Annotated in this window: 11 protein-coding genes; 10 read left to right on the top strand and 1 reads right to left on the bottom strand. The window is 65.1% G+C overall.

The window, feature by feature from the left end; genetic code table 11:
* Positions 1 to 48 precede the first annotated feature (48 nt).
* Positions 49 to 1,785 (bottom strand): glycoside hydrolase family 3 protein, encoded by a 1,737-nt coding sequence (locus ABD791_RS08000; RefSeq protein ID WP_345064366.1) that lies wholly within the window; start codon positions 1,783 to 1,785, stop codon positions 49 to 51.
* Positions 1,786 to 1,985: 200 nt separating this feature from the next.
* On the opposite strand from ABD791_RS08000, the gene ABD791_RS07995 reads away from it, so the two are divergent.
* The 10 genes from ABD791_RS07995 to ABD791_RS07950 all read left to right on the top strand — a co-directional run bounded on the left by ABD791_RS07995 (position 1,986) and on the right by ABD791_RS07950 (position 15,119).
* Positions 1,986 to 2,867 carry a sugar phosphate isomerase/epimerase family protein gene (locus ABD791_RS07995; RefSeq protein WP_345064365.1) on the top strand — a complete coding sequence of 294 codons (882 nt, stop codon included), beginning with the start codon at positions 1,986 to 1,988 and terminating at the stop codon, positions 2,865 to 2,867.
* Complete coding sequence (locus ABD791_RS07990; RefSeq protein WP_345064362.1) at positions 2,864 to 3,907, top strand: Gfo/Idh/MocA family protein; 1,044 nt, start codon at positions 2,864 to 2,866, stop codon at positions 3,905 to 3,907. Before ABD791_RS07995 ends, ABD791_RS07990 begins: the two co-directional genes overlap by 4 nt.
* Positions 3,904 to 5,070 (top strand): Gfo/Idh/MocA family protein, encoded by a 1,167-nt coding sequence (locus tag ABD791_RS07985; protein ID WP_345064359.1) that lies wholly within the window; start codon positions 3,904 to 3,906, stop codon positions 5,068 to 5,070. Before ABD791_RS07990 ends, ABD791_RS07985 begins: the two co-directional genes overlap by 4 nt.
* Before the next feature lie 492 nt (positions 5,071 to 5,562).
* On the top strand, positions 5,563 to 7,104 hold the full coding sequence (locus tag ABD791_RS07980) for an ABC transporter substrate-binding protein (RefSeq protein WP_345064357.1): 1,542 nt from the start codon (positions 5,563 to 5,565) through the stop codon (positions 7,102 to 7,104).
* A 72-nt stretch (positions 7,105 to 7,176) separates the two neighbouring features.
* Positions 7,177 to 8,118 (top strand): ABC transporter permease, encoded by a 942-nt coding sequence (locus ABD791_RS07975; protein WP_345064355.1) that lies wholly within the window; start codon positions 7,177 to 7,179, stop codon positions 8,116 to 8,118.
* Entirely contained in the window at positions 8,115 to 9,959 is a 1,845-nt protein-coding gene (locus tag ABD791_RS07970; RefSeq protein ID WP_345064352.1) for a dipeptide/oligopeptide/nickel ABC transporter permease/ATP-binding protein, read from the top strand. The genes ABD791_RS07975 and ABD791_RS07970 overlap by 4 nt, the downstream gene beginning before the upstream one ends.
* Positions 9,956 to 10,858 (top strand): ATP-binding cassette domain-containing protein, encoded by a 903-nt coding sequence (locus ABD791_RS07965; protein ID WP_345064350.1) that lies wholly within the window; start codon positions 9,956 to 9,958, stop codon positions 10,856 to 10,858. Before ABD791_RS07970 ends, ABD791_RS07965 begins: the two co-directional genes overlap by 4 nt.
* Positions 10,859 to 10,935: 77 nt before the next feature.
* Positions 10,936 to 11,988, top strand: a complete 1,053-nt coding sequence (locus tag ABD791_RS07960) for a LacI family DNA-binding transcriptional regulator (RefSeq protein WP_345064347.1) — start codon at positions 10,936 to 10,938, stop codon at positions 11,986 to 11,988.
* Between the two features lie 177 nt (positions 11,989 to 12,165).
* Positions 12,166 to 13,584 (top strand): glucuronate isomerase, encoded by a 1,419-nt coding sequence (uxaC, locus tag ABD791_RS07955; RefSeq protein ID WP_345064344.1) that lies wholly within the window; start codon positions 12,166 to 12,168, stop codon positions 13,582 to 13,584.
* On the top strand, positions 13,581 to 15,119 hold the full coding sequence (locus tag ABD791_RS07950) for a mannitol dehydrogenase family protein (RefSeq protein WP_345064341.1): 1,539 nt from the start codon (positions 13,581 to 13,583) through the stop codon (positions 15,117 to 15,119). Before uxaC ends, ABD791_RS07950 begins: the two co-directional genes overlap by 4 nt.
* Positions 15,120 to 15,485: the final 366 nt, after the last annotated feature.

Genomic DNA, 15,485 nt, shown 5'->3' with positions numbered 1-15,485 from the left:
CGGTTGCCATTCCAGGCCATTCAGGTGCACGTGTGCCCGGTGGGCCGACTACAGCCGGGTGCCCCAGGTGTTGCACCAGACGTTCTCGTTGAAGGTGCCCTGAAACTCCGAGGCCCCGGTGATCTTCTCGACGGCCGCATGAATCGCTTCGCGGCTCGGGTTGTGCGCGTGCACCACGGTCTTGACCATCGGCACATCGATCAGGTGGTTCGGCTGGTTCAGCGACACGAACACGGTCGGAACCTCGGTCACATACCAGGGGATCTCGGCCGCCATCGGCGTCGACCAACGGATGCGCACGCTCGCCTCCTGCGCGAAGCCGGCGACGTTCGCGAACACGATCGCGGCGTCGTACTTCTCGGGATACGCGGCGTTGGCCTCATCGGCCATCACGGTGTGGAAGTAGACGCCTTCCTCACCCTCGGCCTTGCGCTGCGCGGCGTCCTTGAACACGTGCACCTCGAAACCGGCCTTCTCCAATTCGTCTCGGGCAATGGCCAGGTAGCCGCTCGGGTCGACGCCGGTGAAGTCCGCCTGCCCTGAGATGCCGTAAAGCCTGATGCGCTTGTGCGTAGCGGGGCGCAGCGGCAGGTTGCCCTGCGTGTCTTTGATGAGTGTCACGGTTTTGTCGGCGATGTCGGCGGCGACGGCATGGTGCGCGGCGCTGCCGATCACCGAGAGCGCTTCTGCCGTGGGCACGATCGCCGCACGCGGCGTCGTGTGCAGGCCGAGCAGAGCCTTCAGGCCGAGGATGCGCTCGAGCGCCTCCTGCAGGCGGGCCTCTGTGATGACGCCGGTACGGTATCCGTCGAGCATGAACTCGAAGTCTTCGGCCGGATCACGGAAGAAAAGGAACATGTCGCAACCGGCGGCGATAGCCGCTGGCACGAGATCCGCGCGCTTCATCGCCTGGGTCATGCCGACCATCATCGACGCATCCGTCAGAATCAGTCCGTTGAAGCCGAGCTCGCCGCGGAGCAAGTCCTGCAGCAGTTCGGGCGCGAGTGTGGCCGGCATGATCTCGCTGTCGGCGATGCCTGGCCTGAATTTGCGGGAGAGTTCGGGGGCGCCGATGTGTCCGATCATGATCGATTGCACGCCGTGGTCGATTAATTCGCGGTAGACCCGGCCGTAGCTGGCCTCCCACTCGTCGACTCCGAGCGTGTTGTAGCTGGTGACCACGTGCTGGTCGCGCTCGTCCATGCCGTCGCCGGGGAAGTGCTTCATCGCGGCGACGGTGTTCGACTCGGACAGGCCGTCGAAGTACTCTTTCGCCCGTTCGATGACGACGTCGGGGGTGTTGCCGAACGAGCGGGTGCTGATCACGGTGTTGCGCCAGTTGTAGTGGATGTCCACGATCGGCGCGAAGGCCCAGTTGCAGCCCATCGCAGCGGTCTCGACCCCGGCCACTCGGCCCATCTCGCGGGCGATCGATGAGTCAGGGTGGGAGCCGGCTTGCAGGTGCGTCGAAACCAGGGTGCCGTCGTCGGCGCTGCCGAATCCACCCATCTCCGGGTTCGACGCGATCAGCAGCGGGACCTTCGTCTTCGACTGTGCGTAACGGATGTGCTCCTGCACGGTGGCGGAATCGGCGCCCATGTAGCGCATGCCGCCCACGTGGTAGTTGGTCAGGATGTTGTCGAGGTACTCGGGTGTGAAGCTCGTGTTCAAGTTGATGAAGAGCTGCCCGATCTTCTCCTCGAGGCTGAGCGAATCGATGGTGCGGTGCACCCAATCGAGTGCCTCGGCGTCGAGATTGAACGGCTTCGCGGTGAGGTCGACCATGCCACGTCCTTGTGTGTGAGAGCGAGGGAAAGCGGGAAACGAGTACGCGCAGTACTGCCCGTATGACCCATGTCACACTATTCGGCGGATTCTGTCAACCGGTTGCCAAAATTCAGGAAGTGCACCTAGAGTAGGCGCAACGCCGGCGCATTCTTGCCGGGTTCTCAACGAAGCGATCGTCTCTGGAGGCAAAACCCATCGTGTCACTCACTTCCATCCCGGCTGTTCGTCACACGAGAGCGACGCACCCCGTCACCTGGACTCTCTCTGGGTTCGGCGACGAAATCGACCCAGACCCGTCCGTTCAGGTAGCCGTTCTCCAGGCGCTCGGCGCGGCCTTCATCGAGGTGCGCAGCGCCTGGGGAACCAACGTCGTCGACCTCGACGACGACCAGCTTGAGAAGCTCCGCTCCACTCTGGTCGGGCAGAACATGGCCGTCTCGGCCGTCGCTTCGCCGATCGGCAAGGTTGATGTGTCGCTCGACGCTGAGCTCGAGGTCGAACGCCTGCGCCGCATCATCCGGGTGGCGCACGCCCTCGAGACCCCCAACATCCGCGTCTTCTCCTTCTTCCGCGGCGAGGGCGTCTCGGTGGAGAGCACGCGTGACGCCGTGATGCTCCGGATGCGTCTGCTCGCGGACGAGGCCGAGAAAGAGGGAATCGTGCTGCTGCACGAGAACGAGAAAGACATCTACGGCGATACGCCAGAGCGGGTGCTCGACCTCGTCGAGAGCGTCGGTTCGCCGGCACTCCGGCTGGCGTGGGACAACGCGAACTTCGTGCAGGTCGGCGCGCGCCCGTTCACCGACGGCTACGCGATGCTGCGCCCCTATCTCGACTACCTGCAGGTCAAGGATGCCGTCGCCGCCACCGGCGAGGTGGTTCCCGCCGGCCGCGGCGATGGCGAGCTCCTCGAAACTCTCACCGCCTTGCGTGACGACGGCTACTCCGGTTTTGCCTCATTGGAGCCGCACCTGGCCGCCCAGCACGCCCTCGGCGGTTTCTCAGGCCCGACCGCGTTCGGTGAGGCCGCCCGCGCATTCGCCGGGCTCCTGGCCGACATCGGCGTGACGACGAAGTGAGTGCCGCACGTCGGGTCGCCGTGGTCGGTTGCGGCGACATTTCAGTTGTGCATTTCGACGCGATCGCCGGGATGGCGCAGGCCGAGCTGATCGCCGTGTGTGACACCGATCCCGCTCGGCTCGCCGCGGCATCCGCTGACCAGAACGTGCCAGGATTCGACAGCTACCTCGCCCTGTTCGACTCGGTGCACCCCGACGTGGTGCATATTTGCACGCCGCACCATCTGCATGCCGCAATGGCCATCGAGGCGCTGGAGCGCGGCATCCATGTGATCGTGGAAAAGCCGCTGGCGCACACGCGTGAAGAGGGCGACAGGATCGTCGAAGCAGCCGCGCGTGGCAACGCGAAGATCGCGGTGTGCTTTCAGAATCGGTACAACGCGCCGGTGCAGGCCGCCTATGAGCTGCTGGCCTCTGGCGAGTTGGGAGCGACGCTGGGCGCATCGGCCACCGTCATGTGGCATCGCACGGCCGACTACTACCTGGATCGCCCGTGGCGTGGACGCTGGGAGACCGGTGGCGGGGGACTGTTGATGAACCAGGCGATCCACACCCTCGATCTGCTGCAATGGCTGGTGGGGCCGGTGGCCACGGTGCGTGGCAACGCCAGCACCCGCGCCCTCGACGAAGTCATTGAGGTGGAAGACACCGCCGAACTGGCGTTGACGCACGCAAACGGCGCGCGCAGCGTGTTCTACGCAACGCTCGCGAATGCGGTCAACGCCCCCATCACGCTCGATGTCGTGGCCGAACGCGGCACGCTCAGTCTGCGTGGCGACCTCACGGTCACCCACGCGGATGGCCGGGTGGAGGTGGTCCCGGAGCGCGAGGCAGTCGCCGGAGGCCGGGCGTATTGGGGCATCTCCCACGAACTCCTGATCCAAGATTTCTACGACCGGATCGACGATCACGCGCCGTTCTGGATCGATCCCCTCGAAGCACAGAAGACGCTGGAGATCATCCAGGACGTCTATGACCAGTCCTACCCGGAGCGGGCAGGACACAGCACCTCCTCAACAGAACGGAATTCAGTTTCATGACCGACAAAGTTCGCCTTGGAATCATTGGGCTCGGCACCCAGGGGTCGATGTACGCCAAGTTCATCGCAGACGGCCTCGTGCCGAACATGGAGGTCGCCGCGATCTCAGACATCGATCCGGCGAAGGCGGAGATCGCAGCGTCGCAGTATCCCGAGGCGTCTTTTTACGAGAACTATCTCGAGTTGCTCGAGAGCGGCGATGTCGACGCAATCGTGACGGCAGTGCCGCACTACCTCCACCCGCAAATGGGGATCGATGCGCTCAGTCGTGGGGTGCACGCGCTGGTCGAAAAGCCGGCAGGGGTCTACACCAAGCAGGTGAAAGAGCTCAACGCATTCGCGGCGGCCCACCCCGAGCTGAGCTTCGGCATCATGTTCAACCAGCGCAACAACCCGCTCTACATCCGTCTCAAAGAGATCGTCGACAACGGCGAGATCGGCAGCATTCTGCGCTCGAACTGGATCATCACCAACTGGTGGCGTCCGCAGGGCTATTACGACCAGAGCGCATGGCGCGCCACCTGGGGCGGCGAGGGCGGCGGCGTGCTGGTGAACCAGGCGCCCCACCAGCTCGACCTCTGGCAGTGGATCTGTGGGGTGCCCAAGTCGGTGTTCTCGAAGGTGGCCTATGGCTTCCGGCGCAACATCGCCGTCGAAGATGAGGTCACGGCGCTGGTCGACTTCGGTGACGGCGTCACCGGTGTCTTCGTCACGGCCACGCACGATCTGGTCGGAACCGACCGGTTCGAGATTCTCGGCGACCAGGGCAAGATCGTTGTCGAGGGCAGCAAAACGGCGACCGTCACGCGGTTGAAGAAGCCGGAGCGTGAGCTCAGCGAGAGCATGGACATGGCTGACGTGATGAAGTTGTTCATGGGGGAGCTCAATGCGGATGACCTCTACACGACCGAGACCATCGAGTTCGATTCTGCGTGGGGCGCGCAGCACTCCGGGGTGCTCGAGAACTTCGCGGCAAACATCCTCGACGGCACCCCCCTGCTCGCGCCGGGCTCCGACGGAATCACGGGCGTTCGCCTGGCCAACGCGATCCACCTCTCGAGCTGGACCGGCAAGGAAGTCTCGCTGGACTTCGATGAGGATGAGTTCCTCGGCGAGTTGAACTCACGCATCCGCGCCGAAGGAAAGTTTCCCGAGCGCAGCTAGCATCGCGAGTCTGTGATGCGTGCGATGTAGCCGGTTGAGGCAGCGGGCCTCCGCCAGACCGACCGCATCCGTTGCGCGGGTCCGGTGCCGCCACGCGGGTCGGCGCCGGCTAGCGTAGCGGCGCCCAACGCGCGCAATGCGCAGTCCGCCCGCTCGGGTCTCTCCGCACATCTGCCCCGCGGGTCGGGCGCCGGGCCCAATTGCGCCTCGCGGGTTGAGAACCGCCACGCCCAGTGAACTCAACAGGCGTCACTGTTTTCGACCCGCGCAACGGCGTTCCGGTGGTCGACAAGAACGATCAGAGACCCGGCGAGATGGTCACCCGGCCCATTGCGGGAACATCACAGTTTGGAAACCGGTTGCGACAATCGGTTGCCAATCTGTGGGGCTTTGATATAGCGTTACCCACACGATCGGCTCGGCGTCCACTTTGAGTGGAATGGCAACCGATTGCACCTCAGTGTTGAGCAGTACGAAATCAAGGAGAAAACAATGACGTTTCGTCCCCGGGTGACAGCTGTCGCCCTCCTCGCCGCGGCAGCACTTGCGCTGACCGGCTGCTCCGGAAGCGGCGGCGCAGCCAGCTCGGCATCCGGTACGGCAACGACCGGAGGGACTTTGACCATCGGCGCCCTCGCCGACGTCAAGTCGTTCGACCCGGCTCAGGCCCACATCGGGCACTACCTGCAGTACTTCCAGCCGGTCTATGACTCGCTGCTCCGTCGCGAAGCAGACGGCACGCTGGTACCGATGCTCGCCACCGAATGGGCATATAACGCGGACAACACCGTACTCACGCTCACGCTGCGCGACGATGTGACCTTCACTGACGGCACGAAGCTCGACGCCGACGCCGTGAAGGTGAACCTCGATCGGTTCCGCACCGGCAACGGACCCGACGCCTCAACACTTGCTCAGGTCTCCGACGTCGCCGCGCCAGACGCCACGACCGTCGTGATCACTCTCACGGCGCCCGACCCTGCGCTGCTCGACTACCTCGGCAACGCCGACGGCTTCATCGCCAGCCCGCAGGCTGTCGATGGCGGCAAGCTCGCCACCGACCCGGTCGGCAGCGGGCCGTACACGTTGGACAAGTCAGCGACCGTCGCGGCCTCGCAGTACACCTTCGTGAAGAATCCCGACTACTGGGACCCCTCGCTGCAGGTCTACGACACCATCGTGGTGAAGCCCATCCTCGACCCCACCGCCATGGTGAATGCGGTCGTTTCCGGCCAGCTCAACGCGGCACTGTTGACCGCGAAGACTGAGGCCCAGGCCAAGAGCGCCGGCCTCACCGAGTACCAGTACCCGACCGATTGGCAGGGTCTGCTTATCTTCGACCGCGCCGGCGCAATGGTTCCCGAACTCGCCAACGTCAAGGTGCGACAGGCAATCAACTACGCCATCGACAAAGACGCCCTGCTTGCCCAAGTCGGCAAGGGACTCGGCACCGTCACCAGCCAGCCGTTCGGCAAAGGAACCGACGCATTCGACACGTCGCTCGAGAGCGCGTACCCGTACGACCCGGCCGAGGCCAAGAAGCTGATGAAGGAGGCCGGTGTCGGAGACTTCTCCGTCACCATGCCGACCGTCTCCGGTTTCTTCGACCCCGCGCTGACGGCGGGCATCGGCCAGAACCTGGCCGATATCGGAATCACCGTCAACTGGGAGAACGTGGCCGGGACCGACTTCGTTTCCAGCATGGTCCAGGGGAAATACGCGATGAGCTGGTTCTCGCTTTTCCAGGGTTCCCCCTGGGTCGCGGCCAACCAGATCATCACGCCCAATGCCACCTACAACCCGTTCCACACGACTGACCCGCAGGTGGAGGAGTTCGTGCACGCGATCCAGTTCGGCTCGGCTGACGAGCAGAAGACCGCCGCCCAGGCTCTGAACACGTACGTGGTCGAGCAGGCCTGGTTCGCGCCGTTCTACCGTCCGGACCAGATTCTGTTCACCGACAAGAAGACAACGACCAAGCCGCAGTTGCAGCAGGCCGTGCCCTCGATCTACTCCTACGCTCCGGCGAAGTAGACAACCCCTCGGCCCCGCCGCCGCATGGCGGCGGGGCCCCTTCATCACCAACCAGCTGACAATGGAGCAGAAATGGTTTCCTTCATCTTCCGACGCCTGATTTCAGGTGTGGTGGTGCTGTTCGTCGTCTCGACGCTGACGTTCTTCCTACTGAATTTCTCGGCGACGAGTGTCGCCCGCAACATTCTGGGCGAATCGGCGACGCAGGCGCAAGTTCACCTCAAGGAGGCCGAGCTTGGTCTGGACCAGCCTCTGTTCTCCCGCTACCTCGGCTGGCTCGGAGACGTGGTTCACGGCAACTTCGGTGCTTCCTGGTTCACCAGCCAGCCGGTGGTCGACAGCATCCTCGGACGGCTCCCCACCACCCTCTCGATCGTGCTCGTGACCATTGTCATCGCCGCTGTGCTCGCGACGCTCTTCGGCGTCGCCGCCGCGGTGCGCCGCGGCTGGGTCGATCGACTGCTGCAGATCGTCTCGATCGGGGCATCCGCTATTCCGCAGTTCGTGGTCGCCATCGTGCTGGTCACGGTCTTCGCGATCGGATTGCGCTTGCTCCCCGCCACCGGCTACGTTCCGATCGGTGACAGCGTGAGCGGATGGGCCGCCTCGATCACCCTGCCGATCATCGCTCTCGCCATTGGTGCGGTCGCCTCGACCGCCCAGCAGGTGCGCAGCGCCGTGATCACTGTGCTCAGCCGTGACTACGTGCGCACTCTGCGTAGTCGGGGACTGGCCCCACGCGAGATTCTGTTCCGCCATGTGTTGCGGGGCGCCGCCCCGGCCGGTCTGACGGTGTTGTCGTTGCAATTCATCGGAATGCTGGGCGGAGTGGTCGTGATCGAGCAGATCTTCGCCCTTCCGGGGTTGGGGTTCCTCGCACTGCAATCCACCACCCAGGGCGATATGCCCGTTCTGATGGGCGTTGTCGTGTACATCGTCATCATCGTCATTGTTGTCAACCTGCTCGTCGACCTCGCCGTCGGCTGGCTCAACCCGAAGGCGCGTGTGTCATGACCGAAACAGGTGCTAAAGAGTCCATTGTTCCGATCGAGACGCCGGATCAGGCCGCTCGCTCCGGAGTGTTCAAGCGTCTGCTGAAGAACCCGCTGGGCCTGGTCGCGATGATCATCTTGTTGATTGTGATTCTGGCCGGGATCTTCGGACCCCTGATCGCCCCGTTCGACCCGAACAAAGCCGATCTGGTCAACGCCCTCACCGGCCCGGGTACGGCAGGGCACCTGCTCGGCACGGACAGCGCCGGTCGCGACGTGTTCAGCCGACTGCTGGTCGGAGCGCAAAGCACCCTGTTGGCTGCCGCGCTCGCGGCGATCGTCGCCGTGGCGATCGGCCTTCCGACCGGCCTGATGGCCGGTTACTTCGGCGGCTGGTTCGACTCGGTCGCCAGTTGGTGCACCAATGTGCTGATGTCGCTGCCGGCGATCATCATCCTGCTGGCCGCCAGCGCGGCACTGGGGCGGTCGGTCTGGATCTCGATGACGGTCTTCGGCATTCTGATGTCTCCCGGGATCTTCCGGCTCACCCGCACCTCCGTGCAGGCTGTGCGCAACGAGCTCTACGTCGACGCCGCACGGGTGGCGGGACTCAGCACGGCCAGCATCATCGGCCGCCACATCCTGTTCGTGGTGCGCGCACCACTGATCATCCAGACCTCCATCGTCTGCGGCATTGCCATCGCGATCCAGGCGGCGCTCGAGTTCCTCGGCCTCGGAGACCCGCTCACCCCCACCTGGGGCGTGATGCTCAACGAAGGATTCATCAACATCTACAGCTCGCCGATCCTGGCGGTGTGGCCCGGTGTGGCGATCTCGCTCACCGTCGGGTCGTTCGTGGTGCTCGGCAATGCCCTCCGTGATGCGCTGGAAGACTCACCGAAGGTCAAGCGGGCCAAGTCGATCAAGCTGACGCCGCCGAAGACGGAGTCCATCACCGCTGTGGAGCTTGCCGCTTCCGACCACCTGCTCACGGTCTCCCGTCTCGGTGTGGGGTACCCCCAGGAGGGTGGCACGACCAAGACCGTCGTTTCCGATGTGTCCTTCCACCTGGACCGCGGTGAGGTGCTCGGTATTGTCGGCGAGTCCGGCTCCGGAAAGTCCCAGACCGCGTTCTCGATCCTCGGGCTGCTGCCCGCCGAAGCAGAGATCACTGGCGGCAGCATCACCTTCGACGGCATCCCACTGGTCTCGGCCGAAGGACGGCAGCTGTCGCAGGGGCGACTGTCTGAGCTGCGCGGAAAACGTATTGCGTATATCCCGCAGGAACCGATGTCGAACCTCGACCCGAACTTCACCATCGGCTACCAGCTGGTGCGCCCGCTGACCCGGGTGCTCGGCCTCTCCAAGGAAGACGCTCAGAAACGGGCGTTGGAGCTGCTGACCATCGTCGGGATCACGAATCCGCAGCGCACCTTCAACGCCTACCCGCACGAAGTGTCCGGCGGAATGGCCCAGCGGGTGCTGATCGCGGGGGCCGTGAGTTGTAACCCTGACCTGTTGATCGCCGACGAACCGACCACCGCTCTCGACGTCACGGTGCAGGCCGAGGTGCTCGACTTGCTGCGCGACCTGCAGGCCCGGTTCAACATGGGCGTGGTGCTGGTCACCCACAACTTCGGTGTCGTCGCCGACCTCTGCGATCGAGTCGTGGTGATGCAGAACGGTCGGGTCGTCGAATCCGGAGACGTGCGTACCATCCTCCGGAGCCCGCAGGAGCGCTACACGCAGACGCTGCTCAGCGCGATGCTCGAAGGCAAGACCCCGATGAGCCTGCTCACCGTTGCCCCGCCCGCCTCCGACACCCCCGCCTCCGACTCCGCAGTGAAAGTTGGTCTGTCATGAACGCATCCGTCACCATCGCCGGCACCAGCTCGAGCACCGGCGATGACTTGCTCCGTGTGGACAATCTGGTCGTCGAGTACCCGGGCAAGGGTTTTCGAGCCCAGCCGTTCCGGGCTCTGGACAACGTGTCAATCCGAATCGGCGCGGGGGAGACCCTGGGGCTGGTCGGCGAGTCCGGCTCCGGCAAGACCACCCTCGGTCGGGCCGTGCTCGGCCTGGCCCCGGTGACGGAGGGCGCCATCCTGTTCGATGGCGATGACATCGGTCACGCCGGCCGGAGCAAGCGCCGCGCATTGAGCCGCGACCTGCAGGTCGTCTTTCAAGACCCGTACACCTCACTGAACCCGTCGATGACGGTCGGCGACATTCTCTCCGAACCGCTCTCTGTGCAGGGCAAGAGTCGAGCGGATGCCCGGAGGCGTGTGCGCGAAGTGCTCGACCAGGTGGGTCTCCCGCAGGACACCATCGGCCGACTGCCGCGCGAATTCAGCGGTGGGCAGCGCCAACGCGTCGCCATCGCCAGGGCTCTGGCCCTCTCGCCCAAGCTCATCGTGTGCGATGAACCGGTTTCTGCGCTTGATCTCACCACCCAGGCGCGCGTGCTCGACCTCTTCATGCAGATCCAGCGCGACACCGGCGTGGCCTACCTCTTCGTCTCGCATGACCTTGACGTGGTGCGCCACATCAGTCACCGCGTCGCAGTCATGTACCACGGCGAGATCGTCGAGGAGGGACTCGCCGCGCAGGTCACCGTCACGCCGCAGCATCCGTACACCGAGCGGCTCCTTCTCGCCTCCCCGGTGCCAGACCCCGACCGGCAGCAGCAGCGCCGCACCGACCGGCGCCGGCTGATCGACGAACAACGCGAACTGACAGGCGGAGCCGGTGTCGCAGCCTAGGCCCGCGCGCAACTGTGACACGATGACATCGGTGCCTCAGACACGCTGCGGCCGGATACCCAGGATGGTGGTGAACCGTGAGTACTGAAGAGAACGGTGAATCAGTGACCGCACGCGGCACCCGGCGCGGCAAGTCTCCGGCCACGATTTATGACATCGCCAAGTTGGCTGGAGTGAATCCGTCCACCGTCTCGCGTGCCTTGAGCAAGCCTGGGCGCATCAACGTCAAGACCGAAGAGCGCATCCATGCGGCGGCCAAGGAACTGAACTACCGGCTGAACCCGATGGCCAGGGCGCTCCCAACCGGGCGCACCAACACACTGGGGCTGTTGCTAGCCGACATCACGAACCCGATGTTCTTCAACGTGGTGCGCGGCGCGGAACGTGCGGCCAGCCTGGGTGGCTACACCTTGATCCTCGCCGAATCGCAGGAGTCAGGGGAGCGCGAGGCCGAGGCCGCGGAGCGGATCCTGCCCTCTGTCGATGGCCTCGTGCTCGTGACGACGCGCCTGGTCGATCAGGAGATTCTGGAGCTGGCCGAGCGCAAGCCGCTGGTTGTCATCAACCGCGAGGTCGACGGGGTGGACGGCATCGTGCCCGACCTCGAGCCGGGTATCAATCAAGCGCTCACGCACCTCGCCGAGCTCGGTCACACCCGGGTCGCGTTTCTCTCCGGACCAGCGAATTCCTGGATGAGCTGCGCCCGTTGGGAGATCCTGCTCGCCAACGCGCCGGAGCGGGGGATGAGCATCGTCGAGATCGGGCCAGGCTCGCCGACGCTCGACGGGGGCAGGGACACCCTGTCGCGGGTCGTCGCATCCGGAGTCACCGCGGTGCTGGCCTACAACGACCTGATGGCGATCGGCCTGATGCGGGCAGCGCAGGAAAGCGGACTCACGGTGCCTGGACAGCTCAGCATCGTCGGATTCGATGACATTTTCGGCTCGGATTTCACCTCGCCGCAACTGAGCACGATTCGCACACCGCTCGGACTGATCGGCGAGCGGGCGATCCGCCGCACACTCGAGCTCATCGACGAGGATTCCGGCGGAGTGCCCCGGGGGATCAGCAACGTGCCGCTGCCCACCGAACTTGTCGTTCGGGGATCGACCGGCCGTATCACCGATTAGCGGTCAGTCGCAGCCGAGCGTCTGACTGGCCGGCCATCTCACCGATGGCTGTCTCCGTCGACCGCCCAGCCGGCTGTTTGACCGGCTGCCTGGCCGTCCGTCAGAACCACGCTCTCCGTGTGCGTCGCAGTTTGGCAACCGGTTGACAAAATCGTCATATCGCTATTCAATTAAGGAATGTCAATGAAGCTTCAGCTCGATCCAGACCGCCTTTTCCCGGCTGATCCGGCCACCCGCGACGTAGCTAGCGGCCTCTACTCCCGGGTCGCTGATCTTCCGATCCTGTCCCCGCACGGACATGTCGACCCGGCCCTCCTGCTGGACAACACCCCCTTCGGTGACCCGTCAGAGCTGTTCATTCGCTACGACCACTACGTCACGCGTCTGATGCACGCTGCCGGAGTGCAGCTGAGTGACCTCGGCATTCCCGACCGCACGACCGGAGCAGCGGTGGCGACGCCGCGCGAGGTCTGGCGCACCTTCTGCGCGCACTGGTACCTCTACGCCGGAACCGCCTCCGGCTACTGGCTCCAGCACGCATTCGTCGAACAATTCGGCATTGATCTGCACCCGTCCATCGACAACGCCGATGCGCTCTTTGACCGCATCGACGCGGCGCTGGCGACGGATGCCTTCCGCCCGCGTGCGCTGTTCAGCCAATTCGGCATCGAAGTGCTCGCCACCACCGACGACCCGATGGACGACCTCGCGACGCACCGCGCGCTGGCCGAGGACCCCAGCTTTGCCGGACGCGTGCTCCCCACTTTTCGCCCCGACGCCTATCTGAACCCGGCCGCCGCCGGCTGGGCCGACAATGTGCACCGGCTCGCCGAATGGAACGGTTCCGCCGCCTCCAGCTACTCCGGCTACATCGATGCGCTCGCCGGCCGCCGGCGTCACTTCGTCGAGCACGGCGCCGTCTCCGCCGACCACGGCGTCTTCCAGCCGCTGGCCGTCGACCTCGACCCGAGCGCCGCAGCGGCGCTGTTCGACCGCGCGCTCGCCGGCACCCTGTCCGACGACGAACAGCGGGCATTCGCGGGGCACATGCTCCTCGAAATGGCCCGGATGAGCGTCGACGATGGACTCGTCATGACCGTGCACCCCGGCGTGCTGCGCAACCACCACACCGACACCTTCACGCGGTTCGGCCCGGACACCGGACACGACATCCCGGCGACGACGACCTACGTCGACTCGATCCGCCCGTTGCTGCAGAAGTACGGCACCATCCCCGACTTCCACCTCGTGCTCTTCGCCGTCGACGAATCTGTCTACTCGCGCGAGGTGGCACCTCTGGCCGGCTTCTACCCGAGCGTCTATGTCGGGGCGCCGTGGTGGTTCCTCGATGCTCCGGATGCCGTGCTCCGGTTTCGTTCGGCCGTCACCGAGACTGCCGGCTTCTATCGCAGCTCGGGCTTCATCGACGACACGCGCGCGTTTCTTTCGATCCCGGCGCGTCATGACATGGCTCGCCGCCTCGACTCCGCATTCCTTGCCCGTCTCGTACGTGAGGGGCGCATCGACACCCCCACTGCAGAACGCATCATCGTCGACTTGGTCGACGCGATGCCCAGAAAGGTCTTCAAACTGTGAGCTCAGCACTTGATACCGCGCAGACCGTTCCGCTGACCAGGAAGGCGCTCGGCCTCCGTGAAGGCGCAGCGCCAGTCCCCGACGTGCGGATCGTGCACCTCGGCCTCGGCGCCTTCCACCGTGCCCACCAGGCGTGGTTCACTGCCCAGGTCGACGACAAAGCCGAGTGGGGGATCGCGGCATTCACCGGCCGCAACCCGAAAGCCGCGCTGGAGCTCAGTCCCCAGGACGGTCTGTTCACGCTGATCGAGCGCTCGGAGACCGGCGATTCGGCCACGGTCATCACAAGCATTGTCGAGGCGATCGACGGCGCCGACCTGGCGCGTCTGATCGAGGTGCTCGCCGCACCGCAGACGGCCATTGTGACCACCACCATCACGGAGGCCGGCTACCGGCTCACCGCCGGCGGCTTGCCGAATCTGGCCGACCCCGCCGTCGTGGCCGATGCGGCATGGTTGAAGGCGGCATTCGCGGCCAACGCTCGCGACGACTCTCTCGCTGGCCCAGCCGCTGCCGGCCGTGCCGGCCTTGCCGGCGATGCCGGCGATGCCGGCCTTGCCGGTCTTGCCGGTCTTCCCTGCCATGCCGGCCTTGCCGGGGGCGTCGGCCCGACCACCACTCTGGGCAGGCTGCTGCTCGGCCTCGAGGCGCGCCGTCGGGCGGATGCCGGACCGATCGCCATCGTCCCCTGCGACAACATGCCTCACAACGGAGTTTTTGTGGCCACCGGCGTCACCGCACTCGCCCGCGCCGCGAGCGTGGAACTCGCCGACTGGATCGACGCGAACGTGTCGTTCGTGTCGACATCCGTTGACCGGATCACGCCCCAGACCACGCCGGACGACCTGGCCGCTGCGGCCGCGCTCACCGGCTGGCAGGACAACGCCCCTGTCGTGACCGAACCATTCAAGGACTGGGTACTCAGCGGCAGGTTCCCGGCCGGGCGCCCGGCCTGGGAGAAAGCCGGCGCCCGCTTCGTCGATGACATCGAGCCCTTCGAGCGTCGCAAGCTGTGGCTGCTGAATGGAGCCCACAGCCTTCTCGCCTACGCGGGGTTGCTCCGCGGGTACGAAACCGTGGCCGCCGCCATGAGTGACGAGCTCTGCCGCGGCTGGGTCGATGAGTTCTGGGATGCCGCTGTGCGCCATCTTCCCGCGTCGGGACTGGCGCTCGAGCAATACCGTGCAGCCCTGGTCGAGCGTTTCGACAACGCCCGGATCGAGCACAAACTCAGCCAGATCTCCGCGGAGGGCGTCACGAAGCTGCGGGTGCGCATCGCCCCCATCGTGCTGGCCGAACGTGCCGACGGGCGGGACGCTGCCGCCGGTATTCGGGCGCTGGGGTCGTGGGTTGCGCTCGTGCTGTCCGGACGCAAACTGGTCGACGGTGAATCTGTCGCGCTCGCGGCTGCGCTGGGTCGCCCGCGTGAACAGGCAATCGATGAGCTGGTGGCCCTGGTCGACCCCCGTCTGGCCGCTGACAGCGTCGTGATGGCGGGCATCCGTGCCGTGCTGGAGGAGACGGCCGGCGCGTAGCCCGGCGACGAACGCCCGACCAGTACCTGTGAGGGGTCGCACATCGACCTTCGTTGCGCTGACGAAGGTTGATGTGCGACCCCTCACGGCATTCAGCGTCGTGCTCGGGCGAAGCCTCACGAAATTGTTACCTGGGGGCGAAGTGGGAATGATGGCAACCGCTTGCCAAACGCGCCGGGACGTGTTTCACTAATTGAACGAAGGAACACCGGGGCATGATTTTTTGTCCCAGGCTCACACCTCACAAACCGCAATGAAGCGCTCCGCAATGAAGCGTAGGAAGGTCACCATGCTGAAGTCGCAGTCACATCCCGTTCGGGAACTGGCGAATCGCACGATCCGTGGTCGTTTCGGCCACACCGCCGC

It is taken from the genome of Glaciibacter kafniensis (assembly GCF_039538945.1).
GTDB classification, from domain to species: Bacteria; Actinomycetota; Actinomycetes; order Actinomycetales; family Microbacteriaceae; genus Cryobacterium; species Cryobacterium kafniensis.
The sequence above is the reverse complement of the archived record's forward strand: the minus strand, read 5'-3'. Positions and strand labels throughout refer to the sequence as shown.

Excerpts from the sequence above, each read along its gene's own strand:
- ABD791_RS08000 (WP_345064366.1), bottom strand. The coding sequence starts at position 1,785 with ATGGTCGACCTCACCGCGAAGCCGTTCAATCTCGACGCCGAGGCACTC.
- ABD791_RS07985 (WP_345064359.1), top strand. The coding sequence starts at position 3,904 with ATGACCGACAAAGTTCGCCTTGGAATCATTGGGCTCGGCACCCAGGGG.
- ABD791_RS07980 (WP_345064357.1), top strand. The coding sequence starts at position 5,563 with ATGACGTTTCGTCCCCGGGTGACAGCTGTCGCCCTCCTCGCCGCGGCA.
- ABD791_RS07975 (WP_345064355.1), top strand. The coding sequence starts at position 7,177 with ATGGTTTCCTTCATCTTCCGACGCCTGATTTCAGGTGTGGTGGTGCTG.
- ABD791_RS07970 (WP_345064352.1), top strand. The coding sequence starts at position 8,115 with ATGACCGAAACAGGTGCTAAAGAGTCCATTGTTCCGATCGAGACGCCG.
- ABD791_RS07965 (WP_345064350.1), top strand. The coding sequence starts at position 9,956 with ATGAACGCATCCGTCACCATCGCCGGCACCAGCTCGAGCACCGGCGAT.
- uxaC (WP_345064344.1), top strand. The coding sequence starts at position 12,166 with ATGTCAATGAAGCTTCAGCTCGATCCAGACCGCCTTTTCCCGGCTGAT.